The organism is Erwinia sp. QL-Z3, from assembly GCF_004551645.1.
Classification (GTDB): Bacteria; Pseudomonadota; Gammaproteobacteria; order Enterobacterales; family Enterobacteriaceae; genus Erwinia; species Erwinia billingiae.
The window spans coordinates 3,854,175-3,881,174 of the sequence record NZ_CP037950.1 but is presented as its reverse complement, the minus strand read 5'-3'; the positions used below and the strand labels follow the sequence as shown (position 1 = coordinate 3,881,174).

At 55.6% G+C, this 27,000-nt stretch carries 22 protein-coding genes; 15 read left to right on the top strand and 7 right to left on the bottom strand.

Going from position 1 to position 27,000, the window contains the following annotated elements; translation table 11 throughout:
* From guaD to dcp, 5 genes are read left to right on the top strand one after another with little or no spacing between them, the layout of a single operon-like run.
* Positions 1 to 1,332, top strand: a complete 1,332-nt coding sequence (gene guaD, locus E2F51_RS18565; RefSeq protein ID WP_134824217.1) for a guanine deaminase — start codon at positions 1 to 3, stop codon at positions 1,330 to 1,332.
* Positions 1,329 to 2,774 carry a xanthine dehydrogenase small subunit gene (gene xdhA / locus E2F51_RS18560; RefSeq protein WP_134824216.1) on the top strand — a complete coding sequence of 482 codons (1,446 nt, stop codon included), beginning with the start codon at positions 1,329 to 1,331 and terminating at the stop codon, positions 2,772 to 2,774. Before guaD ends, xdhA begins: the two co-directional genes overlap by 4 nt.
* The gene (gene xdhB / locus E2F51_RS18555) at positions 2,764 to 5,130 is read left to right on the top strand and encodes a xanthine dehydrogenase molybdopterin binding subunit (protein ID WP_134824215.1); all 2,367 of its coding nucleotides are present in this window, start codon (positions 2,764 to 2,766) and stop codon (positions 5,128 to 5,130) included. Before xdhA ends, xdhB begins: the two co-directional genes overlap by 11 nt.
* The gene (gene xdhC, locus E2F51_RS18550; protein ID WP_013202289.1) at positions 5,120 to 5,899 is read left to right on the top strand and encodes a xanthine dehydrogenase accessory protein XdhC; all 780 of its coding nucleotides are present in this window, start codon (positions 5,120 to 5,122) and stop codon (positions 5,897 to 5,899) included. The genes xdhB and xdhC overlap by 11 nt, the downstream gene beginning before the upstream one ends.
* A gap of 59 nt (positions 5,900 to 5,958) precedes the next feature.
* Positions 5,959 to 8,004: a peptidyl-dipeptidase Dcp gene (dcp, locus tag E2F51_RS18545; RefSeq protein ID WP_134824214.1), complete on the top strand. Its 2,046-nt coding sequence runs from the start codon at positions 5,959 to 5,961 to the stop codon at positions 8,002 to 8,004.
* Between the two features lie 82 nt (positions 8,005 to 8,086).
* Here dcp and hpxO read toward each other — a convergent pair whose 3' ends face one another.
* A complete protein-coding gene (gene hpxO, locus E2F51_RS18540) occupies positions 8,087 to 9,244 on the bottom strand; it encodes an FAD-dependent urate hydroxylase HpxO (protein ID WP_134824213.1) in 1,158 nt (385 codons plus the stop codon).
* Positions 9,245 to 9,495: 251 nt separating this feature from the next.
* Here hpxO and E2F51_RS18535 point away from each other — a divergent pair, with 251 nt between their 5' ends.
* The 4 genes from E2F51_RS18535 to E2F51_RS18520 all read left to right on the top strand — a co-directional run bounded on the left by E2F51_RS18535 (position 9,496) and on the right by E2F51_RS18520 (position 12,215).
* Complete coding sequence (locus tag E2F51_RS18535; RefSeq protein ID WP_134824212.1) at positions 9,496 to 10,131, top strand: hypothetical protein; 636 nt, start codon at positions 9,496 to 9,498, stop codon at positions 10,129 to 10,131.
* 97 nt (positions 10,132 to 10,228) lie between these two features.
* The gene (locus tag E2F51_RS18530; RefSeq protein WP_013202285.1) at positions 10,229 to 10,675 is read left to right on the top strand and encodes a DUF441 domain-containing protein; all 447 of its coding nucleotides are present in this window, start codon (positions 10,229 to 10,231) and stop codon (positions 10,673 to 10,675) included.
* Positions 10,676 to 10,736: 61 nt separating this feature from the next.
* Entirely contained in the window at positions 10,737 to 11,156 is a 420-nt protein-coding gene (locus E2F51_RS18525; RefSeq protein ID WP_013202284.1) for a hypothetical protein, read from the top strand.
* Positions 11,157 to 11,186: 30 nt separating this feature from the next.
* Positions 11,187 to 12,215: a LacI family DNA-binding transcriptional regulator gene (locus E2F51_RS18520; protein WP_134824211.1), complete on the top strand. Its 1,029-nt coding sequence runs from the start codon at positions 11,187 to 11,189 to the stop codon at positions 12,213 to 12,215.
* A 154-nt stretch (positions 12,216 to 12,369) separates the two neighbouring features.
* Here the strand turns inward: E2F51_RS18520 and E2F51_RS18515 are convergent, their stop codons facing one another.
* Together E2F51_RS18515 and E2F51_RS18510 are read right to left on the bottom strand one after the other, a co-directional pair.
* Positions 12,370 to 13,293 carry a TIM barrel protein gene (locus E2F51_RS18515; RefSeq protein WP_134824210.1) on the bottom strand — a complete coding sequence of 308 codons (924 nt, stop codon included), beginning with the start codon at positions 13,291 to 13,293 and terminating at the stop codon, positions 12,370 to 12,372.
* A 175-nt stretch (positions 13,294 to 13,468) separates the two neighbouring features.
* Positions 13,469 to 14,494 carry a LacI family DNA-binding transcriptional regulator gene (locus tag E2F51_RS18510; RefSeq protein ID WP_134824209.1) on the bottom strand — a complete coding sequence of 342 codons (1,026 nt, stop codon included), beginning with the start codon at positions 14,492 to 14,494 and terminating at the stop codon, positions 13,469 to 13,471.
* Between the two features lie 268 nt (positions 14,495 to 14,762).
* Here E2F51_RS18510 and E2F51_RS18505 point away from each other — a divergent pair, with 268 nt between their 5' ends.
* The gene (locus E2F51_RS18505; protein ID WP_134824208.1) at positions 14,763 to 15,941 is read left to right on the top strand and encodes a Gfo/Idh/MocA family protein; all 1,179 of its coding nucleotides are present in this window, start codon (positions 14,763 to 14,765) and stop codon (positions 15,939 to 15,941) included.
* Positions 15,942 to 15,975: 34 nt separating this feature from the next.
* Here the strand turns inward: E2F51_RS18505 and E2F51_RS18500 are convergent, their stop codons facing one another.
* On the bottom strand, positions 15,976 to 17,250 hold the full coding sequence (locus tag E2F51_RS18500) for a Glu/Leu/Phe/Val dehydrogenase (RefSeq protein WP_013202278.1): 1,275 nt from the start codon (positions 17,248 to 17,250) through the stop codon (positions 15,976 to 15,978).
* Between the two features lie 519 nt (positions 17,251 to 17,769).
* Here E2F51_RS18500 and eptB point away from each other — a divergent pair.
* Together eptB and fabV are read left to right on the top strand one after the other, a co-directional pair.
* Complete coding sequence (gene eptB / locus E2F51_RS18495) at positions 17,770 to 19,428, top strand: kdo(2)-lipid A phosphoethanolamine 7''-transferase (RefSeq protein WP_013202277.1); 1,659 nt, start codon at positions 17,770 to 17,772, stop codon at positions 19,426 to 19,428.
* A gap of 250 nt (positions 19,429 to 19,678) precedes the next feature.
* Positions 19,679 to 20,875 (top strand): enoyl-ACP reductase FabV, encoded by a 1,197-nt coding sequence (fabV, locus tag E2F51_RS18490; RefSeq protein WP_013202276.1) that lies wholly within the window; start codon positions 19,679 to 19,681, stop codon positions 20,873 to 20,875.
* A 123-nt stretch (positions 20,876 to 20,998) separates the two neighbouring features.
* Here the strand turns inward: fabV and E2F51_RS18485 are convergent, their stop codons facing one another.
* Entirely contained in the window at positions 20,999 to 21,868 is an 870-nt protein-coding gene (locus E2F51_RS18485) for a LysR family transcriptional regulator (RefSeq protein ID WP_013202275.1), read from the bottom strand.
* A gap of 130 nt (positions 21,869 to 21,998) precedes the next feature.
* On the opposite strand from E2F51_RS18485, the gene E2F51_RS18480 reads away from it, so the two are divergent.
* The 3 genes from E2F51_RS18480 (at position 21,999) to E2F51_RS18470 (ending at position 25,308) form a co-directional block, all read left to right on the top strand.
* Positions 21,999 to 23,378, top strand: coding sequence for an NAD-dependent succinate-semialdehyde dehydrogenase (locus E2F51_RS18480; protein ID WP_134824207.1), 1,380 nt, complete (start codon positions 21,999 to 22,001; stop codon positions 23,376 to 23,378).
* Positions 23,379 to 23,554: 176 nt separating this feature from the next.
* Positions 23,555 to 23,989 (top strand): DUF2231 domain-containing protein, encoded by a 435-nt coding sequence (locus tag E2F51_RS18475; protein ID WP_013202273.1) that lies wholly within the window; start codon positions 23,555 to 23,557, stop codon positions 23,987 to 23,989.
* Positions 23,986 to 25,308 carry a sorbosone dehydrogenase family protein gene (locus tag E2F51_RS18470; protein ID WP_134824206.1) on the top strand — a complete coding sequence of 441 codons (1,323 nt, stop codon included), beginning with the start codon at positions 23,986 to 23,988 and terminating at the stop codon, positions 25,306 to 25,308. The genes E2F51_RS18475 and E2F51_RS18470 overlap by 4 nt, the downstream gene beginning before the upstream one ends.
* Positions 25,309 to 25,471: 163 nt before the next feature.
* On the opposite strand, the gene E2F51_RS18465 is transcribed toward E2F51_RS18470, so the two are convergent.
* Both E2F51_RS18465 and E2F51_RS18460 read right to left on the bottom strand, forming a co-directional pair.
* On the bottom strand, positions 25,472 to 25,711 hold the full coding sequence (locus E2F51_RS18465; protein WP_134824205.1) for a hypothetical protein: 240 nt from the start codon (positions 25,709 to 25,711) through the stop codon (positions 25,472 to 25,474).
* A complete protein-coding gene (locus E2F51_RS18460) occupies positions 25,711 to 26,748 on the bottom strand; it encodes a hypothetical protein (protein ID WP_134824204.1) in 1,038 nt (345 codons plus the stop codon). The genes E2F51_RS18465 and E2F51_RS18460 overlap by 1 nt, the downstream gene beginning before the upstream one ends.
* Between the last annotated feature and the right edge of the window lie 252 nt (positions 26,749 to 27,000).

The following is a 27,000-nucleotide window of genomic DNA, read 5'->3' as shown; positions in this document are numbered from 1 at the left end:
ATGTCAGTTACCTGTACTCAGGCTATTCGCGGAAGCTTTTTTGATATTACTGCCGTTGTGGACATGCCGACGCAGCTTCCCGAACAGGCTCGTTATATTGAAGATGGATTGCTGCTGCTGAACGGCGGTGAAATCGTATCGCTGCAGCCGTGGGAAGAAGGGCGCCTTCAGCTTGCCGACGACGTTCCCGTGCTCGACTATCGCGGCAAGCTGATCGTTCCCGGTTTTGTCGATACGCATATTCACTACCCGCAAACCGAAATGATCGGTGCCTATGGCGAGCAGCTGCTGGAATGGCTGCAGCAGTACACCTTCCCGGTGGAGAGCCAGTACCATTGCCCGCAGCACGCCGCCAAAATGTCGGCCTTCTTCCTGCGCCAGCTGCTGAGCAATGGCACCACCACGGCGCTGGTGTTTGGCACCGTGCATCCCGAGTCGGTCGATGCGCTGTTTACCGCCGCCGACGGGCTGGGGATGCGGCTGATTGCCGGTAAGGTAATGATGGATCGCAATGCGCCAGATTACCTGACCGAAACGCCGGAGCAGAGCTATCAACAAACGCGTGCGCTGATTGAGCGCTGGCACAACAAGGGTCGCCTCAGCTATGCGCTGACGCCACGCTTTGCGCCGACCTCTTCGCCGGAACTGCTGAGCAAGGTCAGCCAGCTGAAGGCCGAATTTCCGGATACCTGGATGCATACCCACCTCAGCGAAAATCCGCAGGAAATTGAATGGGTGAAGTCGCTGTTCCCGGCGCATAAAAATTATCTCGATGTGTATGACGCCTATCAGCTGACCGGTCGCCGCAGCGTCTTTGCACATTGCCTGCATCTGGAAGAGGAAGAGTGGGATTGCCTGCACAAAACCGACTCCGCCGTGGCATTTTGCCCGACCTCCAACCTGTTTTTGGGCAGCGGCCTGTTCGACCTGAACACCTGCTGGCAGAAAAGGGTGAAAATGGGTGTGGGTACCGATGTCGGCGCAGGGACCACCTTTAGCATGCTGCAAACGCTGGGCGAGGCCTACAAAGTGGGCCAGCTCCAGCGCTACAAGCTGGCGGCCTGTGAAGCCTTCTATCATGCCACGCTGGGCGGCGCGCATGCGCTGGATCTGGACAGCCGCATCGGCAACTTCAGCCCCGGAAAAGAAGCCGACTTCGTGGTGCTGGATCCGGCGGTTTCCGCCTTACAACAGATGCGCCATGCCAACAGCAAAGATATCTGGGAAAAACTCTTTGTGCTGATGACGCTGGGCGACGATCGCAATATCGCTGCAACCTGGGTAAACGGGCAGTGCGTCTGGCAGACACTCAGTGAGGTAAAAGCCGCATGATCCAATTTTTACTGAATCAGACGCTGGTGACCGAAGAGTCGCTGGATCCCAATCTGACCGTGCTGAACTACCTGCGTCAGAATAAACGCCGAAGCGGCACCAAAGAAGGCTGTGCCTCGGGTGACTGTGGCGCCTGTACGGTCACCCTGGGCCGGGTGGAAAACGGCGAAATGGTGTATGAAACCGCTAACAGCTGCCTGACCTTTGTCAGCAGCCTGCAGGGCAAACAGCTGATCACCGTCGAGGATTTAAAGCAGGGCAATAAACTGCACTCGGTGCAGCGGGCGATGGTGGATTGCCACGCGTCACAGTGCGGATTCTGCACGCCCGGCTTTGTGATGTCGCTGTTCACGCTGCAAAAAAACAGCGATGGCTGGCAGCATAAGCAGGCTGAACAGGCGCTGGCGGGCAACTTATGCCGCTGCACCGGCTACCGTCCAATTGTCGATGCCGCGCGCCAGGCCTGCGAACAGCCTGAAGTTGACAGTTTCCAGTTGCAGAGTGCGGACACGGCGAAGCGCCTGAGCGCGCTGAAAAACACGGAGCTGCAAACCCTGACCTTCAAGGGCAACCGCTGCTATGTGCCGAAAACCGTGGCACAGCTGGCCGGGTTGCTGCAGGAATTTCCGCAGGCGAAGCTGCTGGCCGGCGGCACCGATCTGGCGCTGCAGGTTACGCAGTTCTACAAACCGTTACCGCTGATGATCGCCCTTGAGCAGATTGATGAGCTGAAAGCGTGCCAGATAGCTGAGCACGAGATTGTGCTGGGCGCCGGTGCGTCTCTGCATCATTGCTATCAGCTGCTGGCAGCGCACATTCCGCCGTTCTCCGAGATGCTGGAGCGCTTTGCCTCATTGCAGATCCGCCATCAGGGCACGCTGGGCGGCAACATCGCCAACGGTTCGCCGATCGGTGATACGCCGCCGATGCTCCTGGCGCTGAATGCCTCGCTGGAACTGCAACACGGCCAGCGCGTTCGTCGTCTGCCGCTGAAGGAGTTCTTCCTTTCCTATCGCAAAACCGCCTTACAGGAAGGGGAATTTATCCGCGCGATCGTTATCCCTAAAGTGACGCTGTCACAAACATTCGCCGCGTGGAAAGTCTCCAAACGGCTGGAAGATGATATCTCGGCGGTGTTTGCCGCGCTGCTGGTCGACACCGACAGCAGCGGCGTGGTGACCGAAGCACGCATCGCCTTTGGCGGCATGGCCGAAATTGCCAAACGTGCCAGCCATAGCGAACGGCTGCTGATGGGTAAACCGCTGACGCTGACGTCAATCGAACAGGCCTGTGCCGCCCTTGAGCAGGACTTCAAACCGCTGAGCGATTTCCGCGCCAGCGCGGATTACCGCCTGCAAATCGCCAAAAACTTATTACGCCGTTTCTATGCTTCCCGTTCGGGTGAGCTGACGTTGCTGGAGGTATCGCGCTATGTCTCATAATCGACCGGTAGTGGCAGAAGACGTGATCGCCCGGCAATACCGGGAAGGGATCCAGAGCGGCGTGGGCAAAAGTAACAAGCACGAAAGCGCCGATAAACATGTCTCCGGTGAAGCCCTGTACATCGATGACAAGCTCGAGCTGCCGGGCATGCTGCATCTCTGCCCACGGCTGAGTGAACACGCCCATGCGCGCATTCTGCATATCAATGTTGAACCCTGCTACGCCATTCCCGGTGTGGTGCAGGTGTTAACCTGGCATCAGGTGCCGGGCGAGCTGGATATCGGCCCACTGGAGCCGGGCGATCCGCTGCTGGCGAAGGAGGTGGTGGAGTACGCCGGTCAGGTGGTGCTTGCCGTGGCGGCTGAAACGCCCGACGCGGCGCGGCAGGCTGCCGAAGCCGCCATCATTGAGTATGAGGTGCTGACGCCCATGCTCGACGTCAAGGAAGCGCTGGAAAAGCAGCACTTTGTCCAGCAGCCGCATGTTCATCAGCGCGGTGATGCGCAGGCCGCGCTGGCGCGTGCCGCTCACCGTTTACAGGGTGAATTCCATATCGGTGGTCAGGAACATTTCTACCTCGAAACGCAGGTGGCGATGGTCATTCCCGGAGAAGACAACTCGCTGCAGGTCTTTTCTTCCACGCAAAACCCGACGGAAGTGCAGAAGCTGGTGGCCTCGGTGATGGGCATCACCATGAATAAAGTCACCATCGATATGCGCCGCATGGGTGGCGGCTTCGGCGGCAAAGAGACCCAGGCGGCGGGCGTGGCCTGTTTGTGTGCCGTGGCGGCGAGGATGACCAACCGTCCGGTGAAAATGCGTCTGGCGCGGCGCGACGATATGCGCATGACCGGCAAGCGCCATCCGTTCTTCGTGCGCTATGACATCGGCGTGGATGAGACCGGACGATTCTGCGGCGTGGAAATCGATCTGGCGGGTAACTGCGGCTATTCGCTGGACCTGTCAGGCTCCATTATCGATCGTGCGATGTTCCATGCGGACAACGCCTACTATCTCGGCGATGCGCGGGTTACCGGTTATCGCTGCCGGACCAACATCGCGTCGAACACCGCCTATCGCGGCTTCGGCGGTCCGCAGGGCATGGTGGCGATTGAACAGATCATGGATCACATCGCCCGTGAACTGAAACTGGATCCGCTTGAAGTGCGTAAGCGCAACTATTACGGCAAGGAAGAGCGCAATATCACCCATTACCACCAGAAGGTTGAAGACAATCTGATGGCGGAAATGACTGAACAGCTGGAAGTCAGTGCGTCTTATGCCCAGCGGCGTGAAGAGATCCGCGCCTTCAATGCGGCCAGCCCGTATCTGAAACGCGGGCTGGCGCTGACGCCGGTCAAATTCGGCATCTCCTTTACCTCAAGCTTCCTGAACCAGGCGGGCGCACTGATCCTGATCTACACCGACGGCACCGTGCAGTTAAACCACGGCGGTACCGAGATGGGCCAGGGGTTAAACACCAAGGTGGCGCAGATTGTCGCCGAAGTGCTGCAGATCGATGTCGATCAGATTCAGATCACCGCCACCGATACCGGAAAAGTGCCGAACACCTCACCGACGGCGGCCTCCAGCGGCACCGATCTTAACGGTAAAGCGGCGCAGAATGCGGCGGAAATCCTGCGAGACCGCCTGACCGAAATGCTCTGTAAGCTGCACAGCTGCAGCGTCGAAGAGGTGACTTTCAGCAACGGCATCGTGCGGGTAAAAGACCAGCACTTCACCTTCCCGGACGTGGCGCAAATGGCGTGGTTTAACCAGGTGCCGCTATCGGCAACCGGCTATTACAAGGTGCCGGGCGTTCACTACGATCGCCAGGCCGGGCGCGGCACGCCGTTCTATTACTTCGCCTATGGTGCGGCCTGCGCCGAGGTCATTATCGACACCCTGACCGGGGAATATCGCCTGTTGCGGGCGGACATTCTGCATGACGTGGGCGCATCGCTGAACCCGGCGATCGACATCGGTCAGGTGGAAGGCGGTTTTGTGCAGGGCGTCGGCTGGCTGACCTGCGAAGAGCTGGTGTGGAACGACAAAGGGCGCTTAATGACCGATGGCCCGGCGAGTTACAAAATTCCCGCCATTGGCGACGTGCCGGCAGATATGCGGGTGACGCTGGTTGAAAACCGTAAGAACCCCAAAGATACGGTGTTCCATTCGAAAGCCGTGGGTGAACCGCCGTTTATGCTGGGCATCGCGGCCTGGTGCGCCTTGCAGGATGCGGTATCCAGCGTCAGCAACTATCAGCAACATCCGCTGCTGGATGCGCCCGCGACGCCGGAAAGGGTGTTCTGGGGCGCGGATAAACTCAGAGCCGGGGTGACCGATGCGCACTGATGACTGGATTATGGTGTTGGCGCAGCTGCATGAGCGGCGCGAACCCTGCGTGCTGCTCACCGTGCTGGACGAAAAAGGCTCGGTGCCACGCGATCGCGGCAGCAAAATGGTGGTGTCTGCGAGCAAAACCTGGCTGACCATTGGCGGCGGCCATCTGGAATTTAAGTGCGTTGCCACCGCCAGAGAGATGTTAAGCGCCAGGCAGGCGCAGCCCTACAGCGAGCATTTCAATCTGGGCGCAAAGTTGGGTCAGTGCTGCGGCGGCATGACCACCGTACTGTTTGAGCCGTTGCTGCAGATCCAGCCGCAAATCGTGGTATTTGGTGCCGGGCACGTCGGTCAGGCGCTGGTGAATCTGCTGGCGACGTTACCCTGTAACGTATTTTGGGTGGATGAACGCCGCGAGCAGTTTTCCAGCGTGCCGGAAGGAGTCACCGTTTGCTGCCTGGACGATCCCACCGAGCAGGTGGATTTGATGCCGCCAGACAGCTATTTTGTGGTGATGACCCATCATCATCCGCGCGACTTAGAACTGTGTGAAGCGATCCTTAAGCGCGGCGATTATCGTTATTTTGGCGTGATTGGATCGCAAACCAAGCGTCAGCGTTTCGACTATCGCCTTGAAGGTAAAGGCTTCACCCGGCAGCAGCTGGACAGCATGCGCTGCCCGATTGGCCTGCCGGATATCACCGGCAAACTGCCGGCGGAGATTGCCGTGGCGGTGGCGGGAGAAATTATTGCCACTTATCAACGGGCTGATACTGATTGAGTTGGCTTAGGCGGATTAACCGCCTATGCTGAAGGTCACCCATGACAAGGAGATCTGCGATGCAAGCCAATCCGTTCAGTCAGCCAAGTACACTGCCTTATCAGGCACCGCCGTTCGATCGGATTTCCGATGCCGACTACCGTCCCGCACTGGAACAGGCAATGGCCGAAAAGCGTGCGGAAGTGCAGCAGATTGCCGAAAACCCCGACGCACCGAGCTTCGAAAATACCTATGAAGCGCTGGAAAAGTGCGGGCTGATGCTGCGCCGCGTCGAGAATGTCTTTGGCGCGATGACCTCCGCCAACACCAACGCCACCTTACAGGCGCTGGATGAAGAGATGTCGCCACGGCTTGCCGCGTTGAATGATGAAATCCGGCTGAACAGCAAACTGTTTGCCCGCCTGGACAGCGTTTATCAGCAGCGCGAATCGCTGGAGCTGCCGGCCGAAGCGCTCAGGCTGGTCGAGGTGGTCTGGCAGACCTTCCAGTTGGCCGGTGCCAGCCTCAGTGACGATCAAAAGACCGCACTGAAAGCCCTCAATCAACAGTCCGCCACCTTAAGCACCCAGTTTACCAATCGCCTGCTGGCTGGCACCAAAGCCGGTGGCTTAAGCCTCAGCAGCGCCGATTCCCTTGCCGGGTTAAGCGAAGCCGAGCTGACCGTCGCAGCCCAGGCCGCAGCGGAGCGCGGCCTGCAGGGACAATGGTGGCTGGCACTGCAAAACACCACGCAACAGCCGGTATTGCAGGATTTGAGCGATCGCCAGACGCGCGAAAATTTATTCGATCTCGCGTGGCGTCGAACGGAGAAAGGCGATGCGAATGACACCCGCGAACTAATCGTCAAACTGGCTGCGGTCCGCGCGGAACAGGCGCAGCTGCTCGGTTTCAGCAGCTTTGCCGAATGGAAGTTGCAGGATCAGATGGCGAAAACCCCGGACGCCGCGCTGGCGTTTATGCGGGCAATCGTGCCTGCTGCCACCGCCCGCGCAAAACGCGAAGCGGCCGATATCCAGGCGCTGATCGACCAACAGCAGGGCGGGTTTACGCTTGAGCCCTGGGACTGGTTGTTCTATGCCGAACAGGTTCGTCGGGCGAAATACGATCTCGATGAAAGCCAGATCAAGCCGTACTTTGAAGTCACGTCGGTGCTGGAAAACGGCGTGTTTTATGCCGCCACCCAGTTGTTTGGCATTACCTTTGCCCGTCGCGACGATATCCCGGTATGGCATCCCGACGTCACCGTGTATGAAATTATCGACAACAATGGTTTGCCGATGGCGTTGTTCTACACCGACTTCTTTAAGCGCGAGAGCAAGGGCGGCGGTGCCTGGATGAGTAATTTTGTCGACCAGTCGAAACTGCTGGGCACCCATCCGGTGATCTATAACGTCTGCAACTACAGCAAACCGGCCGAAGGGCAACCGGCGCTGATCGCCTGGGACGATGTGATCACACTGTTCCACGAATTTGGCCATACGCTGCATGGTCTGTTTGCTGAACAGACTTATCCAACGCTGTCCGGCACCAATACGCCACGGGATTTCGTCGAGTTCCCGTCGCAGATAAATGAGCACTGGGCCAGCAATGAAAAGGTGTATATGAATTACGCCCGCCATTATCAAACCGGTGAGCCGATGCCGCAGGCGCTGCGCGACAAAATTGTTAAAGCCAGCAAGTTTAATAAAGGCTATGACATGACCGAACTGCTGGCGGCGGCGTTGCTGGATCTCCACTGGCACAGTCTGGGCGCGGAGGATAAACCCGCAGACGTGGCGGCGTTTGAGCAACAGGCGTTGCAGGCGGACAACATCAATTTGCCACAGGTTCCGCCGCGCTATCGCTCAAGCTATTTCCAGCATATCTGGGGGAATGGCTATGCCGCGGGCTATTACGCCTATATCTGGACGCAGATGCTGGCAGACGATGGCTTCGAATGGTTTAACGAGCAGGGCGGATTAACCGCGGAAAACGGTCAAATCTTCCGTGAGAAAATCCTGTCGAAGGGTAACAGCGAAGATTTGAAGCAGTTGTATGCTGACTGGCGCGGGCAGGATCCGGTGATTGAACCGATGCTGATTAATCGCGGCCTGAAAGAAGCCTGATAGCGGCGTTTAACCGGGGCGGTAAGGGGGAACGGCTCTCACAGTCTGAGGATCGTTTCTCCCTTTCCGCCCCGTTTTATTATCAGGCCAGCGGACCCCCCTGAATGGTGTCGCACATGCCATGGATAATGCGCTCACCGGTTTCGCTCTTCAGATCTTCGTACCACTGTTGCGTGACGTCCATCTCTTTACCGTGGGTCACGTCGCAGCGTTTACGGGCTTTCAACACCAGATCCTTGACCCGATCCGCACGCTTAAACTGATAGCGCAGCAGCGCGTCTTCAATGCCTAAGGCGTTCGTTTGCAGGCAATTCGCCAGCACCACCGCATCTTCCATCGCCGCACAGCCGCCCTGACCGATATCCGGCGTGGTGCTGTGAGCCGCATCACCCAGCAGCGCCACACGACCTTTAACCAGCTCCGGGAACGGATCGATATCGTGGATCTCCACGCGGTTAGTGGTTTCCGGGTTAATCTGCCCAATCAGTTTTTGCACCGGCGATGCCCAACCGCTGAAGTAGCGGCTGAGATCGTCGCGCACGCTGCTGCGATCTTCCGCTAATCCTGCCGGTAGCGGCACATCAAAGAAGAAGTAGAAACGGTTATTGGCCACCGGCATCAGCGACACGCGTTTACCTTCGCCGACAAAGGTCGTCCACTGCTCAGCCGGCGCAATGCTTTCATCAATATCTACCAGCCCGTTCCAGTTAACGTAGCCGGCATAGCGCCGCTCAACCGTGCGGCCCAGTACATATTTGCGCACCACCGAGTGGGTGCCGTCACAGGCAATCAGCAGGTCGCCATGGGCTTCGCTGCCATCTTCAAACCAGGCCGTTACGCCATTTTCATCCTGCTCCACGCGGGCGACGCGTTTGCCAAACTGGACTTTTTCGCGACCGTAGGTGTCCAGCAGCATCGCCTGCAACTCCGCGCGGGCGACCGGATAGGGGCGCTCGCCAGAATCTGCCACCAACGGATCGAGGCTGAACTGCGTCAGCGTGGTGCCCGACTGAAAATCGTTATAGGCCATCGCACGCATCGGGCCGCCAAGCTTGCGCAGGGGCTCTTTCATCCCAAGGAAATTCAGGCACTTTACGCCGTTCGGCCAGATGGAAATGGCGGCGCCAACCGGCTTGATCTCTTTAACGGCTTCAAACACCTCGGTCTGAATGCCGAAACGGTGCAGGGCAATCGCTGTGCACATGCCGCCAATGCCGGCACCAATGATAATCGCTTTCATCTGTCTCTCCTTTCTGTCATAAGATTTATTAAGCAATTTCTATACCAATTTCTTATGACCGCTCAGGTGGCGTCAGCGGCGGATTTTTGCGTCAGTGAAACGATAGTTTCACTGAAATCCTGCATTATTGTGATGCATTGCACCATGATGGTGAGTTGCAGGTGAAACGCCTGCAATTATGCCGCACGAAACGTTGGCAAATTCGGCGATCTTTGTCACAGTAATGGCAACCCTCTCCCGGAGATACCCCCATGGCCATTATTGCCTGCCTGCATGCCGCACGAAGTAACATCGACGTATTTGAAACCGCTCTGCGTTCGCTGGATTTTGGTGATATTCAGCTGCTGCACCGGGTTGAGGATGGCTTGTTCGAGCAGGCCGTGGCAGCCAATGAAGTAACACCTGCCATCGCCGCCGCCACGCGACTGGCCATTGAGGAACTGTGCGAGCACGCCGATGCGGTGATCGTCACCTGCACCACCCTGGGCGTGGTGGCCTGGGATGCAAAGCAGTTCAGCAAGCCGGTATTGCGCGTGGATGCCACGCTGGCCAAGGTCGCCTCACGCTATCACGGCTCAATTTTGGTGCTCTGCACCGCGCACAGTACGCTGGAAGCCACAAAGCAGCTTTTCGAGGCCTTTATTCCCGGCGAACGTCTGGCCGTGGAGCTGATCCCGCGCGCCTGGGCTTACTTTAACCATGACGATATTGAAGGCTATCACCGCGAAATTGCTCACTATATTCAGCAGCGCCCCGAATGTTCGCTGGGCTGCATCGTGCTGGCACAGGCCTCGATGGCCGGGGCGGAGAAATATATCAACAGCACGCTGGCGGTGCTGACCGGGCCTCAGGTCTGTCTGCAGGCCGCTATCGAAACCATCTTGTAAAACAAAGTTAATGAAACGTTAAAAAAGTCTCAACCTGAGCCGGAAAGTGTTTTATGCTGACGGCACAACAGGTTACGCCTTACTACAGGGATTTTTTATGTTCGATCTGACGCTCTTCATTTTGCTGGTTCTGGCCGGTCTCAGCTACTTCAGTAACAACCTAACGGTGGCGATTGCGCTGCTGGTGCTGATTATTGTGCGCATGACGCCGCTTAACACCTTCTTTCCGTGGATTGAAAAACAGGGCGTGACGGTGGGGATCATCATTCTGACCATCGGCGTGATGGCACCGATTGCCAGCGGCACCATTCCCAGTACCACCTTGATGCATTCCTTTCTGCACTGGAAATCCCTGCTGGCTATCGCTATCGGGATCTTTGTTTCCTGGGTAGGCGGCCGTGGCGTCACGCTGATGAGCAGCCAGCCAAGCGTGGTCGGCGGTTTACTGATCGGCACCATCATTGGCGTATCGCTGTTCCGTGGCGTGCCGGTCGGTCCGTTAATCGCCGCAGGTCTGGTTTCATTATTTATCGGCAAAATGTAGCCAGCGTCCCGGCGGACGGTCTGCTATTATTGCGCTCTTTTTTAGATGCGAGAAATGACCGGTGAGTAATAAACAAGACAAGCGTGCGAAACGCGCCAAAACCAAAGCGAAACAGGCGAATAACAAGCGTTCGCGCGGCAAGCAGCTGGATGCCGTTGGCCGTCAGAGCTATATCGCCACGCCTGAGATGCTGGCGCTGTTTGCCACGCTGCCGCCGCTGGACGAGAACGGCGAGATGCCGTTTGTTGCCGACGTTTATCGCTGGTCGGATGAAGAGTACGGTTTTGAAGGCAACGGCAGCAGTGAAGAAGACATGTTGCAGGTTGGCGCACTGTGCGTGTTGTATATTCACTGGCGCACCAGCGGTCAAACCTCACTGATGCAGAACGACATGATCGAAGCCGCTATTCGTCTTACCGAAGACAATGAGGCGTTCAAAACGCAGTATGCCGCAGCAGTTGCTGCCGCACAGGCTGAATAAAACCGACCATCCGCAGAGGGGCAACAGGTCATGGCTTCAACTCCGACAATGACTGATATTGCCAGAGAAGCCGGCGTGGGTGTGGCAACGGTCGATCGGGTGATCAATCAACGGGCACCCGTCAAAGTCGCAACCCGTCAACGCGTGCTGGCGGCAGCGCGAACGCTGGGCTTTATCTCTGACAAAATCAGCCTCTCTGCAGATTCACCGCCATCCTGCCGTACCGCCTATATTTTGCTCGACTCCGGAGCGGTTTTTTACCGCGAGTTCAGTGAACAGCTGCTGTTGCATACTGCGCGCTGCGATCGGCTCGCCAACGATCCCGAGTTGATTTATCTCAACGTCAATGCCACGGAATCCATCGCTGCAACCCTTATTGCCCTTAGCGACCGGGTCGATGTGATTGGCCTGGTGGCCATCGATCATCCGCTGGTGAATCAGGCCATTGGCGTCGCCCGCGAGAAGGGCGTGCGCGTCTATAGCCTGTTTAGCGAGCTGACCGCCAGCGGCTGCGCCGGCTATATCGGCCTCGATAACCGTAAGGCGGGGCGTACCGCGGCCTGGGCGCTATCCCGTTTGTGCCAACAGCCGGGCAAGATTGGCATTCTGCTGGGCGATCACCGTTTTCTCTGTCAGGAAACCTCGGAGATCAGCTTCCGCTCCTATTTCCGTGAAAAAACCAGCGGGTTCACGATTCTGGAACCGCTGCGCTGTCATGAGGACGATCGCCTGGCTGAACAGGCCACGCGCGATCTGCTGGCAAACCATCCCGATCTCGTTGCGCTGTATGTGCCCAGCGGCGGCGTGGAAGGGGTGGTTAACGCCTTGCTGGCGGAAAAGCAGCGCAGCCACCGGCTGCTGACCGTGGTGTGTCACGGTCCCATTGCCAGCGCACAGCGTGCGTTGCTGGAGGGCGTGGTGGAGGTGTTTATCTGGCACCGGATGGCAACGCTGGCAGCGGGGATCACCGGGGCGATTGCCGAGGATTTTGACAGCCAGGCGCGCGGCAATCAGCAACGCTATCTGCCGTTCGAACTGATGACCTTAGAAAACTTCTGAGTGCCGAAAAAATGATACCGCCACGGCCTGCCCGTGACGGTTGACCAAGAGGCTAGCGAGTCCAGGCGTCTTCCCGACCCGTAGCGACGCTTTAACGCATTATCGTTCCCCGTCTCGCGCCGTGCTCCAGTACCGTATGATGCATTACGTCTTATCAGAAACCGACGCTGCGCAGATAGTGCAGGCTGGCGGTGACATCTTTTAAGCTGCCCGCCACATCGCGCGGATCGCGCTCCTGTTCGATGGTGATCCAACCTTGCCAGCCCAGCTCGGCGAGCAGGGCTCTCACCGCCGGGTAATCGACATCGCCACTGCCCAGTGGACACATCACGCCCGCGGCACAGGCGCTGAAGAAATCCTGTTGCTGTTTGATGGCCGTTTCAAATACTGCCTTATTCACATCTTTAAAGTGCAGATAGTCGATGCGGTCGGCATATTTTCGTAACCAGGTCACCGGATCTAATCCGGCGTAATAGAGGTGGCCGGTATCGAGGCACAGTCCGGCTTCGGCCGCCGGGATATCACTGGCGATACGATCGATTTCATCACCAAACTCAATAAACCCGCCCGCATGCGGATGGATCACCGGCCGCACGCCATATTCCTGCCAGGCAATGCGGCTCAGCTCGCGGATATTGGCGACCATGCGCTGCCAGTCGGCTTCCGGCAGGCGTTTGGCACGATCCGACTGGCCGGCACAGCGGGCGCGCTCTGCGTCGCCGAAGTCGATGATCACCAGGTAAGGCGGTGGCACGTCGCTGTCCGCACTGCTGACCGGGACCTTTTGCAGATTGGCGCAAATGGCATGGGTCAGTTCCACCATCTTGCTGAAGTTGGCTTCGGACATCAGGTCATCAAACAGCGTGCCGGCCACCAGCGACAGCTGATGGCTTTCCAGCGCCTGCTTAAGGGCCACAGGATCGGTTGGAAGGTAGCCCCACGGACCGAGTTCAATGCTGCGGTAGCCCGCTTCACGCGCTTCGGTCAGCACTTTATTCCACGGTGGCAGGAACGGGTTTTTAGGATCGTCGACGCCCCAGCTGCAGGGGGCATTAGCGATTGAATAGGTTCGTGTCATTATTCTGTCCTGTAAGGAAAAGAGTCTTAATGAAACGAGCCTATTTTATATGGAATCAATTTTCCATTTAAAGAATAAATGAAATATTGATTCTTTGAAGTCCATCATAGTTTGATAGGTTATGATGGTAATTTGATAGAAAATGATAGATTTATTGGTGGCCGGTGCCTTTCGCTTAGCGCAGATGTGAACGCCTGAGCTGAAGCTGGTCGTGATGCTGGTATTGCCGTGGCTCGCTGTCAGGTGCGGTCAGACGAAAAACCGCCTCCTGCAACATATCGCTCAACGGCTGAGCGAAGGTCGTGAGCTGATAACGGCTGGAGCCTGCCAGCTCGATATTGTCATAACCGACGATGCCTAAGTGATGATCGGGCGCGGTGCTGGCCAACGCATCCAGCACGCCAATGGCAAGGATATCGTTCTCGCAGAACATCGCCTCAGCCCAGGCCTGTTGCGGGGTGGACGTCAGGTATTGATGATAAGCGTTATAGCCGCTGGCCCGGTTGTAATGGTTGGCCTTCAGCAGCGTAATCCCGGCTTCAGCCACGCCAAGTTCCACCAGCCGATCGCGATAGCCTTCGAACCTTAACAGCTGGGTGGATTCGGTATCCGGGCCTTTCATATAACTGAAACGCCGGTAGCCCTGCTGATGGAGGAGGTCGGCGGTGTGATAGCCGGCCTGATAGCCATCGGTATTGATAATCTGAATGTAGGGATTGTCATCGTTGCGGCAAAGTTGAACCAACGGAATGCGGTGAATATCGCGGGCGAGGGCGATCAGCTCATCGCTCAACAGCGTGCCGAGAAACAGTAAGCCATCAACCTGCAGCTGATCGGCCAGCGTCAGCACCGCTTCTTCGCTTTTTTGCGCGCTGATATTGATCAACAGCGCCATATACCCCCGCAGCTGCAGCTGCTGAGTCACCTGATCCAGCAAGGTCAGCAGGTTGGGATTGAGCATTTCATCGACCACCACACCAATCAGATGCGAGCTTCGCTTCGACAAACTTCGCGCCAGCAGGTTAGGGCGGTAACCCAAATCTTTCGCCGCCTGCTGCACCCGCGCCATGGCGGTTTCCGAGATCGACGCGCCATCGGTGAATGCCCGTGATACGGTCCATTTAGACACGCCAGCGCGTTTCGCCACATCGCTGGCGGTGACCTTACGTGCAAGAGGCTGGTGGGGCATTTTTTCGCTCATTGTCTCTGCTCATTTACAACCAGGACACCAGTGTAATGCACAATGCGATCCGCTTTATGCAACCGGGTGCAAAAAAGTTGATTACTGTGATCGGGTCGCTGTATTCATCATGCTGGCGTTTACTTCTTTCCCATCCTCCCGGAAAGTCAGGCCGTTATCTGCGCTGTTTACCCACATTTGCACCCGGTTGCACTGTTCATTTTGCACCCGGTTGCAAACATCAGCGGAGAGTCTCTTACCCCGTATAAACCCGATAAAAGAGGTCGTTATGTTGAATGGAGAGAAAAAAATTGCCCGTCCGCTGCGCTGGGCGATGGTTGGCGGTGGCAGATTAAGCCAGGTCGGGTATAAACACCGCGGCGGTGCGCTACGTGATAACACTGCGTATCAGCTGGTGGCAGGTGCCTTTGATATTGATGCGCCGCGCGGACGTGATTTCGGCGTCAACATTGGCGTGGAGGCCAGCCGTTGTTATGACAGCTATCCGGAAATGTTTGCTGAAGAGGCGAAGCGCGCCGATGGCATTGAAGTGGTGACCATCGCCACGCCAAACGGCACGCATTACGAGATCACCAAAGCCGCGCTGAATGCCGGGCTGCATGTGATTTGCGAAAAGCCGCTGTTCTTCACCAGTGCCGAAGTAAAAGAAGTGAAGCAGCTGGCCGAAGAGAAGGGGCTGATCGTTGGCGTCACCTACGGCTATTCAGGCCATCAGATGCTGCTGCAAATGCGCAAAATGATCGCGCAGGGGGATATTGGCGACGTGCGCATGGTGGAATTGCAATATACCCACGGTTTCAGCGCCAATGACAGCGCCGACAAATTCTCCGATGCCCAGAAATGGCGGGTGGATCCGAAGATTGCCGGGCCAAGTTTTGTGTTGGGCGATCTCTCCACCCATACCTTCTATATCTCGCAGCTGGTGCTGCCGGAGCTAAAGCTGCAATCGTTGCTGTGCGACCGGCAGAGCTTTATCTCCTCCCGCGCGCCGCTGGAGGATAACGCCATGGTGCTGATGCATTATCACGGTGGCGCGGTCGGCCGCTTGTGGACCTCGGCGATTAACGCCGGTTCGATGAACAGCCAGTTTATTCGCGTGGTGGGATCAAAGGCCAGCCTGCAATGGGGCGATTACCAGCCAAACGAACTGGTGTATGAAGTTCAGGGTCAGCCGAACCAAGTGATGCACCACGGCATGCCGTATCTGGATGAATCGGCCATAGCCGACGATCGTCTGGGCGCGTTGCACACCGAAGGCCTGATTGATTCCTGGTCGAATATCTATCTGAAGTTTGCCGTCGCCATTGATGCGAAACAGCGTGGCGATGAGGCTGCGCTGGCTGAAATGGTCTATCCGGGTATTGATGCGGGGCTGGACGGCGTGCGTTGGGTGGAGAACTGCGTGCGCTCGGCGGACAGCGGCGCGGTGTGGGTGAACTTCGAGTAAGGTAAACAGGGCGGATTGCTCCGCCCTTAACAGCTTAACCTGGGTAGATTCCCCGGTCTTTACGGGCCATCAGAATGCGTTCGCAGGCCACGATATAGGCAGCGGTACGCAGGCTGCACGATTTCTCGCTGGCTTTATCCCAGACGTGGATCATCGCTTCGGTCATGATTTTATCCATACGATCGTTGATCTCACTTTCGCTCCAGAAGAAGCTGGCCATATCCTGCACCCATTCGAAGTAACTGACCGTTACGCCGCCGGCATTACAGATGACATCCGGCACCACGGTGACGCCGCGTGATGTCAGCATATCGTCCGCATCCGGATAGGTCGGGCCGTTAGCGCCTTCCAGCACCAGCTTACAGCTGAGGATCTCAGCGCGCTCACGGGTGATCTGTCCTTCCAGCGCAGCAGGGATAAGAATATCCATTTGCGTGGACCAGAACGCTTCGCTGGCAATTTCTTCCGCGCCAGGGAAGCCCGCAATATTTTTGTTGCTGGCCTGCCACTCGCTGAGTGCGGTTAAATCGATGCCATTGGCGTTGAATAAGGTCGCGGAGTGATCCTGAATCACCACCACACGCGCACCCGCCGCCACAAACAACCGTGCGGCTTCACTGCCAACGTTACCGAAGCCCTGAACGGCGATTTTCGCGCCTTCAATTTCGATGCCGGACCGGCGGGCAACTTCACGGCCGGTAATATACACGCCACGGCCGGTGGCCTTTTCACGGCCTAACGAACCGCCGAGGTGGATAGGTTTGCCGGTGACAACCCCGGTAATGGTGGTGCCGTGATTCATGGAATAGGTATCCATCATCCACGCCATCACTTTTGCATTGGTGCCGACATCCGGCGCAGGAATGTCTTTCTGCGGTCCAATAATCAGCCCGATTTCGCTGGTATAGCGACGGGTCAGACGTTCCAGTTCACCTTCGGACAGTTTAAAAGGATCGACACGAATGCCGCCTTTGGCACCGCCATAAGGCAGGTTTACCGCAGCACACTTAATGGTCATCCAGGCTGACAGCGCCATCACTTCATTCAAATCGACGTTAGGGTGATAACGCACGCCGCCTTTACCCGGTCCGCGGGAAAGGTTGTGCTGCACGCGGAAACCTTCGAAGTGGCGGATGCTGCCATCGTCCATCTGCAGCGGGATATCAACAATCAGCGCGCGTTTAGGATGGCGGAGTGTATCAATCCAGCGGGTAAGGTCGCCGAGGTAAGGGGCGACGCGGTCGATTTGCTGCAGGTAGGTAGACCAGGCCGTTGTGCTGCCTTCTGAAACGTAAGATAGCTTATCCATAACAAACCTTTCATTAATTAGTTATATGTACTGCGAAACCAGCGAGTGGTTAGTTGATACGACTTCTTCGCGACAGAATCTACCACTAAAACGACGTTTCCAAATCGTTAATTTAGTGTGAAATTTGTGGTTGGGGCCGGGTTTGGCAGGGCAGAAGCGAATAAATACTTACCCGCGAGGGCAGTTAAACAGAGAAGGTGAGAATTATTCTCATAGTTATGCAGTAAAAGTGCATAGTCGCCGCTTTGGCTTTATTTATCAGAACTTTGAATGCGATCAAATTATGCAATTTGAGGAAAGGGCTCGGACAACAATTTGTCGGAGAAGGGTCAGGACCGCAAATGACTGAAGTGATGGACACATTTCTTGTTACATTATAACAGCCATTTTTTTGCCGCTGCGTTAAACTCCGCCTTCTTTACTTTGTCTGACATTCTGCTAACGCATTTCTGTGGCAGTTTTCAGAACACTTACGCTCTGTTCCTGGCATGACATTCACCGGCATTAATGAAGAACCAGATGAAAAAACTGCATTTTCTGACCCAACACCGGGTCTGTTGTTTTATTGCTTTATACATTGGGATCCTGCTTAACCTACCGATCTTTTTCCGCCGTTTCCACCAGTTGCAGCATGACGCGATCCTGTCGACAGGCATCGAGCTGGTGGCCGCGTTTATGCTGGTCCTGTTTACCACCTTGCTGTTATCAATGACCGGGCGCTGGCTGTTCAGAATACTGACCACGCTGCTGGTGGTGTTCTCGGTTGCTGCCAGCTATTACATGATCTTCTTCAATGTTGATATCGGCTACGGCATTATCGCCTCGGTGATGGCTACCGACAGCCTGGACCTTTCGAAAGAGTCCGTTGGCTGGCACTTTATGGTGTGGGTGGTACTGGTGAGCGTCCTGCCGGTATTGATGTTATGGCTGACGCCGATGCCGGAAGCCTCGTTGCGCATAAAAAACGGCAAGGCGTTTCTGCGTCGTGCTGGGGTGATGCTGGCTGCGGCTGCCTGTTGCTGGGTGCCGCTGAAAGTGATGGGTGACCACCAGGATCAGCAGGATAAACAAAACAACCGCATGATGGCCAGCTATGGCGGCGTGGTTGCCGGAACCTACTCCCCGTCCAACTGGCTTTCGGGTATGGGGCTGCTGGCCTACAGCAGCTGGAGCCAGGCCGAGGACAGCCGCAATCTGTTCGACCCTGCGGCCCACTTCACCTATACGCCACCGAAGGACGTGAAGGATCTGTACGTGGTGTTTGTGATTGGTGAAAGTGCCCGTCGCGATCATATGGGGCTTTACGGTTACGACCGGGATAACACGCCGAATCTGGATAAAGAGCCAAACCTGGCCGCATTGCAGGGCTATTCCTGCGACACCTCAACCAAGCTTTCGCTGCGTTGTATGTTTGTCAGAGAAGGCGGCGCGTCTGAGGCACCTCAGCGCACGCTGAAAGAGATGAACGTGTTCTCGGTATTGAAAAAGCAGGGCTTCTCGTCAGAACTGTTCTCAATGCAGAGCGAGGCGTGGTTCTACAACAAAGTGATGGCGGATGATTATGCGCTGCGCGAAACCATCCAGTCTGAGAAGCGTAATGTCGGCAAGCCGATTGATGATATGGCGCTGGTTAACGAGCTTAAAGACTCCATCGATCGCCATCCGCAGGGCAAACATCTGGTGATCCTGCATACCAAAGGCTCGCACTATCTTTACACCGAACGCTATCCACGCTCGTTCGCGCGCTACAAGCCGGAGTGCCAGGGCATTGATGACCAGTGTTCTACCGAAGAAATGGTCAATTCCTACGATAACAGTCTGCTGTACACAGACCACGTATTGGAACAGGTGTTCAACCAGCTGCGGGACAAAAACGCGATTGTGTTTTATGCCTCGGATCACGGCGAATCCATCTCGAAAAATATGCACTTCCACGGCACACCGCGTGATGTCGCGCCGATGGCACAGCGCAGCGTTCCGATTATGGTATGGGCCTCGGATAAGTTCCTGCAACAGCCTGACAACGCCACGGCTTTCCAGCAGTTGAAAAAGCTGGCGAAGGATAAAACCCCGGTGTTCCACGAGAAGCTGTTCGACAGCATCCTCGGGTGTATTGGCTATACCTCGCCAGACGGCGGCATCAACGAATTACGCAACTGGTGCCACGTTAACCCGTAAGCCACACGCGTCACGTTAATCCGTCATTTTAAGGGAGGCCTCCGGGCCTCCCTGACTTTTTCATCGCGGTAAAATGTGTCTTAATCCTTTGTTATACGCTTTTAGTCACCTGTCGTTGATTATTTGCTGCATGAAGAGTGAGCAAACAACGGGGCTAAACGCGATCCTTTCGCCGATAGCTTTGCCTGAACCGGCACAAGCGGGTATTCTACTGCCCATATTTACTGTGACAGTATCAATTGAGGTCGACATGATTATTAAACCACGCATCCGTGGCTTTATCTGTGTTACTGCCCATCCGGCGGGTTGCAAAGCTAACGTTGAAAAACAAATCGAGTACGTGACCAGCCACGGCAAAATTGCCAATGGTCCGAAAAAGGTACTGGTGATTGGTGCTTCAACCGGTTACGGCCTTGCTGCCCGTATCTCTGCGGCGTTCGGTTGCGAAGCCGATACGCTGGGCGTGTTCTTTGAACGTGCTGGCGAAGAAACCAAACCGGCTACCGCTGGCTGGTACAACTCTGCCGCCTTTGAAGAGCTGGCTGAAGCGAAAGGCCTGTATGCAAAAAGCATCAACGGCGACGCTTACTCTGACGCCGTGAAGCAGAAGACTATTGAGCTGATCAAACAGGACCTGGGTCAGGTTGACCTGGTGGTTTACAGCCTGGCGTCTCCACGTCGTACTCACCCTAAAACCGGTGAAGTGTTCAACTCAACGCTGAAGCCAGTGGGTAAGACCCTGACCACGCGCGGCCTGAACACCGACAAAGAAACCATCTCCGACATCACGCTGGAACCGGCAACGCAGGAAGAGATCGACGGTACTGTTGCGGTTATGGGTGGTGAAGACTGGCAGATGTGGATTGACGATCTGAAAGCCGCAGGCGTTCTGGCTGATGGCGCGAAGACCACTGCCTTTACCTACCTGGGCGAGCAGATCACCCATGACATCTACTGGAACGGCTCCATCGGGGAAGCGAAGAAGGATCTGGACAAGCGCGTTCTGACCATTCGTGACACCCTGGCGGAAAAAGGCGGCGACGCGCGCGTTTCCGTGCTGAAAGCGGTCGTGACTCAGGCGAGTTCTGCCATCCCAGTGATGCCGCTGTATCTGTCATTGCTGTTTAAAGTGATGAAAGAGAAGGGTACGCACGAAGGCTGCATAGAGCAGGTTTACGGCCTGTTCAAGGACAGCCTGTACGGCGCATCGCCAATTCTGGATGACGTCGGCCGTCTGCGCGCGGACTACAAAGAGCTGACCCCAGAAGTGCAGGATGAAGTGGTAAAACTGTGGCCAACGGTGACCAACGAAAACCTGAACGAAATCTCTGATTTCGTCGGCTACAAAACCGAATTTATGCACCTGTTCGGTTTCGGCCTGCCGGGCGTGGACTACGATGCTGACGTTAACCCAGACGTTAAGATCAAAAATCTGGTGCAGATGTAATTCCTGTTCTGCATGCATAAAAAAGCCTGTCTTCGGACAGGCTTTTTTTTGGCTTAAACGTTTCCCTGGCAGGCGACAACAGGAAACTTCCGATGGTGTTGCCGCTGTATTTCGTCAGTCCGTTCAGCCCGCCACGGCAAGCGGTTCAAGCATGCTCGCCATCGCCTTGAGGTTTGCCGAACCATTGCCTTTTCGCCAAATCAGCCAGATATCCAGATGCCCACGATCGTCAGCCACTGGCCAGGCCATCACGCTGTCTCTGCCTGGCATATTCTCCAGCATACTCTTCGGGATCATCGCCAGGCCGGCACCGGCACTGACGCACGCCACGATGCCATGATACGACTCCATCTCGAAAATTTTGCCTGGCGCGGCGTTATCCAGCGCAAACCAGTTTTCAAACAGCCGCCGGTAAGAGCAGTTGGCGCGAAAAGCATAGATCGTCGAGCCGTTGATATCGGCTGCGCGGCTCACCGGCGGATGATTTAGGGAGGAGATCAGCACCATCTCTTCAGCGAAGGCCGCCACGCCTTCCAGCTGTGGGTGCTTCGGCGGCCCATCAATAAACACCGCGCTGAATCGGCCAGACAGCAGGCCATCGGTCATATCGCCAGACGGACCGGTGGAGAGATCCAGTTCCACCCCTGGCCACGCCTGATGATAGCGGGCGATCAGCGGAGGAAGGCGAACGGCGGCGGTGCTTTCGATGGCGCCCAGGGTGAAAATCCCGGCGGGATGCTGACTGGAGACCCGCTCACGGGCTTCCTCGGTCAGGGCCAGAATGCGGATGGCGTAATCCAGCAAGGTTCGGCCCGCGTCAGTAATATGCAGGCGTAACTTCTCGCGGCTGAACAGCATCACCCCGAGTTCGTCCTCCAGCTGGCGTAAGCGCGTGGAGATATTTGACGGCACGCGATGCAGTCGCTCAGCGGCAGCGGTAACGCTCCCTTCCTCCGCGATGGCGCGGAACACTTCCAGCTGGGTCAGATCCATAACATTCTCAATATGAGTAAGATATTTTCATTATTATTCATTTTTAAAGAAAGCTCCGCAAGCCTATGATGATGACATCAAGGTAATCCCTTTGCTTCGGGCAATGATGCCCACGGATCAGGAGAATTTTATGAACGCAACTACAGGTGCAGTCTCACGCAATCCCTTTACTGGCGACGTGTCACGTAACACGCCTTTTGCCTCCGCAGCCGATGTCGATACGGCGCTGCAGCAGACCTGGTCCGCTTTCCAGGGCTGGCGCGTCACCGATATCTCCGCCCGCAGCGCGCTGTTGCGGAATATCGCTGGCGGCCTGCGTCAACATGCCCGCGAGCTGGCAGAGATGATGACCGATGAAATGGGTAAGCCGGTGACGCAAGGTCTGGCTGAAGTCGAAAAAAGCGCGCGTCTGTGCGAATGGTATGCCGAGCAGGGCCCGGAATTCCTCAAGCCTGAGCCGACGCTGGTTGAGAACAATAAAGCCTTTGTGCAGTATCTGCCGCTGGGCCCGATTCTGGCCGTAATGCCGTGGAACTTCCCGGTCTGGCAAGTGCTGCGTGGCGCGGTCCCTATCATCTTGGCAGGTAACAGCTACCTGTTGAAACCTGCACCAAACGTGATGGGCTCAGCACTGCTGCTGCAATCGGTGCTGACTGCAGCCGGCGTGCCGGAAGGCTTGTTCAAAGTAGTGAATGCCGATAATGACGCGGTGGCTAAAATCATTAACGATCGCCGTGTTGCTGCGGTGACCTTAACGGGCAGCGTGCGTGCGGGTGCGGCAATTGCCGGTCTGGCGGGTGCGGCAATCAAGAAAAGCGTGCTGGAGCTGGGCGGTGCCGATGCCTTTATCGTACTGGCCGATGCCGACATTGATGCAGCCGTAAAAGGGGCAATTTCAGGCCGTTTTGCCAACAGCGGACAAATCTGTATTGCCGCGAAACGCATCATCGTTGAATCTGCGGTCTTCGAGGAGTTCCGTGACAAGTTTGTCGCCGCGGTAAAAGCGATGAAAGTGGGCGATCCGCGCGAAGAAGACACCTATATCGGCCCAATGGCGCGCTTCGATCTGCGTGATGAGCTGGATTCTCAGGTGCAGGCAACGCTGAAAGAAGGGGCCGAGTGCCTGTTAGGCGGCCATGTGATCCCAGGCGAGGCCAACTTCTATGCGCCGACCGTGTTAAGCAACGTGAAGCCCGGCATGACCAGCTTTAAGCAGGAGCTGTTTGGCCCGGTCGCCTCGCTGATTGTGGCCAAAGACGCCGCTGATGCCATTGCGATGGCTAACGACTCTGAGTTCGGCCTGGGCGGCAGCCTGTGGAGCAAGGATCTGGAAAAAGCACGCGAACTGGCGGGCCAGATTGAAACCGGCGGCGTGTTTATCAACTCGCCAAGCTTCTCGGATCCCCGTGTGCCGATTGGTGGCGTAAAGCACAGCGGATTTGGTCGTGAGCTGTCCCACTTCGGTATCCGCGAGTTCACCAATGCTCAGACGGTGTGGCAGGAAGCATAAATCGTTTTGTTAACGCGATGTAAGCCGGTGGATGCCCGTCCATCGGCTTTTTTTCGGCGTTTGAATCACTTAATGTCACATTTACAAACACAAAGTCATTAAGTTAACTAACCTTTTACAGTCGGGCACGTCGGCTTTTCCCTTCGCCGTGCACATTTTGTAAAAGGAGCCTGTGAATGTCATCTCATGCACCATCCCGTAATTCCGCCCTGGCTGTTGCCCTTTATTCGCTGTTGAATCCCGTGCCTCTTGGCTTTTTTGTTGCCGCCTGGATGTTCGATATTATTTATATCTACAGCACGGAGATCGTCTGGACCCGGGCCGCCAGCTGGCTGATTGCTTTTGGTCTGGTGATCGCCATTATCCCCCGTCTGATCAATCTGGTTCAGGTGTGGGTGGGGCATTCCTATCCGCAGGGATCGGCAATCAAAATTCATTTCTGGGCCTGGCTGCTGGCGATTGTGCTGGCGGTATTCAACGCCTTTGTTCACAGCCGTGATGCCTTTGCCGTCGTGCCGACTGGCGCAATCCTTTCCACGCTGGTGGTGCTACTGCTGCTGTTTGCGAATGTTCAGCTGGCTTTACGTACCCGCACTCAGGAGGTTTTATGATCCCTAAATCACTGATCCTCTCGTTGCTGGCCGTCTCAATTACCCTGGTCATTTCAGGCTGTGATGATGGCGCGAAAATCGATCCCTCCCGGCAGACCGGGGCAAATCCTGAACTTCCGGCAGCCAAAAACTTCCTGATCCCGCCGATGCAGGTGCCTGCGGGTGCCGCGTGGAAAGAGGGCGAAAAGCCAAAGGTGGCGGAAGGGCTGAACATCGAGAAAATTGCCGACGGCCTGCAACATCCACGGCAGCTTTATACTTTGCCGAACGGCGATATTCTGGTGGTTGAAGGCAGCGGGCCAAAAGCGCCGACCACCCAGCCAAAACAGCTGATCACCGGCCTCATTAAAAATGCGTCCGGCAAAGGCGGTGCGGGCGGCAACCGGATCACGCTGCTCAGAAACAGCAACGGCGATGGGAAAACCTGGGAAAAACACGTTTTCCTCGAAGGTCTTTATTCGCCGTTTGGTATCCAGCTGATTGGCGACAACCTGTATGTCGCCAACGCCGATGCGATTCGAAAATATCCGTATAAAAGCGGGGAAACGAAGATCGGTGACGCCGGCACCGAGCTGACCGAGCTGCCGGGCGGCCCAATCAATCACCACTGGACCAAGTCGCTGCTGGCCAGCCCGGACGGCAGTAAGCTGTATGCGGGGATTGGCTCCAACAGTAACATTACCGAGAACGGCATTGGCGCTGAATACCGCCGCGCGGACATTCTGGAAGTCGATGTTGCTTCCGGTGCCAGCCGTATTTACGCCAGCGGATTGCGCAATCCAACCGGTCTGCAATGGGAACCGAAAACCGGCAAGTTGTGGGCGATCGTCAACGAACGTGACGAGATCGGTGCCGATTTAGTGCCGGACTATATGACCTCAGTGCAGGAGGGCGGTTTCTACGGCTGGCCTTACAGTTACTACGGCCAGCATATCGACCAACGCGTCAGCCCGCAGCGTCCGGACCTGGTCGCCAAAGCGCTCAAGCCAGATTATGCCCTGAGTTCGCACGTAGCCCCGCTGGGATTGTGGTTCTACCAGGGCGATAACCTGGCAGACTATCGCGGTGGCGCCTTTATCAGTGAACACGGCAGCTGGAACCGTAAACCGTTGAATGGCTATCAGGTTGTCTGGGTTGCCTTTAAAGACGGCAAGCCGGTGGGCCAGCCTAAACCGGTGGTGACCGGATTCCTGACTGATGACCAGAAAGAGGTGCGCGGGTTGCCTGTCGGGCTAACCATGGATCGGCAGGGGGGATTACTGATTGCGGATGATGCCGGCAATGTGGTCTGGCGGGTAACCGCCGCAGCGAAACCCTGAGGATCTGGCGGCCCGTGCAAAGCGTTAAACGCGGGTCGATTTTCTGATTTTATAAAGCCGGTGGAGATAATCCCCGGCTTTTTTAGTGGCTGATTTGACTTCATCGCCTGGCAGTTCACCCCGTTGGCCTTGCTGTCGAGAATCTGATGCTCCGCCAGGGTGATTAAATCAGGTCAGACTCTTTGATTTTATCTAACCCAATTTCTTGCAGGTCGATATCGTAAATTTCGGCTTGCTGTTGCACCAGCGTGATGACCCGATGGAATGCCGAGAGATAACCGGTCTGAAAATCCTCATTACGGGTGCCTGTCGAAGCAACCTGCTGAGCCTTAGCATCCAGAGCCAGTTCGCTAAGCGCTTCTCCGAGTGTGGCAACCAAAGCTTCATATGCATTGAATTCCATTATTTACGCTCCTTAAGAATGTCTTTGGCAATCGACATATAAGCTTCATGTCGTTTAACATCTTGCTGCCAGTGATGCATTAAGTTTTCCTGATGCTGCGATGTTAAAGTATCCCAGCGCGGTACGTGAACTTTCCGCTTTATCGGATCATTCAAATACTCGGTGTGTTCAGTTATTTGCTTTGCATGCTTACTGATTGCTTTATCCAGGTTTTGGTCAGGTAACTTAGAGTACTGTTCATATTGCTTTGGGTATCGTTGTTTAGCTGCATTAGCCAGCGAATTCGCAGTGAGGACATCAGACTTAGCTAGCTTAGATAACCGTTCAGCCTCACTCAACGTACTTAATCGACCAAGTCCAAGTCCAGCTGCCACTGAGGCGATAGCAATCGCCGTACCAGCAGTGTTGCTATTCAGCACCTGCTTATAACCTGCCGGAGCATCTCCTCCAAGTTGTTGAGCTGTTTTGGAAAAATCTTCAGTGTTCCCATTATATAGACCTCCAGCAGCCAATAAGCGACCTGCTGCTTTACTGTTTATTGTCCTTGCAGTCTGTGCATGTTGCTTTGGTTCTGCACAGTAATTGCCATGATGGATACGTTCAGTCGGTGAGGCCTTAATACCACCTCGTCTGATAACCGCATCGTTGTAACCATCAATAACTTCGCAGACAAACCATTCGTGATACCGGTTCGGGGCTTCACAAACCAGATTACCTTTATCATCAACATAAAAAGGATTGTTGTAAGGACTCCAATCCTCCATAAAGTTAATGCCTATCAGCCAGCCTATTTGAAGAGATTCTTTGACGGTATCGTAAACCTGATCGCTGTATCCTGCTTGAGCGGGTTGCCAGGTTTGAGGGTTAGAAAATAAACGCGTTGGTAATTCGAAGGACCAGAAATGGCTGTAGTGGTTTTGATTAAGGTCATAATACTTCTTTGTCTGATCCATTGCTCTGTCAGGCGATAAAATGAAAGGGTAATCCTCGGGGGTTAACTCCCATTCAAGATCGCTATATCTATAAAGTAAAAACATACGGCACCTGCTAATCCTTGCGGGTGAGATTGAACGAATTTTCATCCTATCTCATTTCTGACTTAACTAAAAATCCACCCCTTCGCGTGCTCTACCTATCTGATAATTAACATCAAAAAAGGAAGGTGTGCAGGTGAGCTATCCGGCGGCCCGTGCCAAGCGTTAACAAATTAGCTTGTGATCAAGATATATCATAGATATATTTTAGCCCAAGCCAGTTGGCGCGTAATCACGGGTTCGCCACCCCATTTG